The sequence below is a fragment of the Microvirga pakistanensis genome, assembly GCF_004458765.1.
GTDB classification, from domain to species: domain Bacteria; phylum Pseudomonadota; class Alphaproteobacteria; order Rhizobiales; family Beijerinckiaceae; genus Microvirga; species Microvirga pakistanensis.
Genome location: NZ_SPJX01000532.1, coordinates 1 through 223 on the forward strand (window position 1 = coordinate 1; position 223 = coordinate 223).

Annotated in this window: 1 protein-coding gene; it reads left to right on the forward strand. The window is 68.2% G+C overall.

Going from position 1 to position 223, the window contains the following annotated elements; translation table 11 throughout:
- Window position 1: 1 nt before the first annotated feature.
- Window positions 2-223 (forward strand): alcohol dehydrogenase catalytic domain-containing protein (locus E4K09_RS23695; protein ID WP_244610655.1); only part of this gene is annotated, 222 nt, incomplete at its 3' end.

Consider the following 223-nt stretch of genomic DNA (forward strand, 5'->3'; position numbering starts at 1 on the left):
TTTGACGATTGAGACGATCCGGCTGGAGGGTCCGAAGGCGGGCGAGGTTCTGGTGGAGGTGATGGCCACGGGGGTGTGCCACACGGACGCCTACACGCTCTCGGGGCTCGATTCCGAGGGCAAGTTCCCGGCCATCCTCGGCCACGAGGGCGCCGGCATCGTGCGCGAGGTCGGGCCCGGGGTCACCACCCTGAAAGCGGGCGATCACGTGATCCCGCTCTAC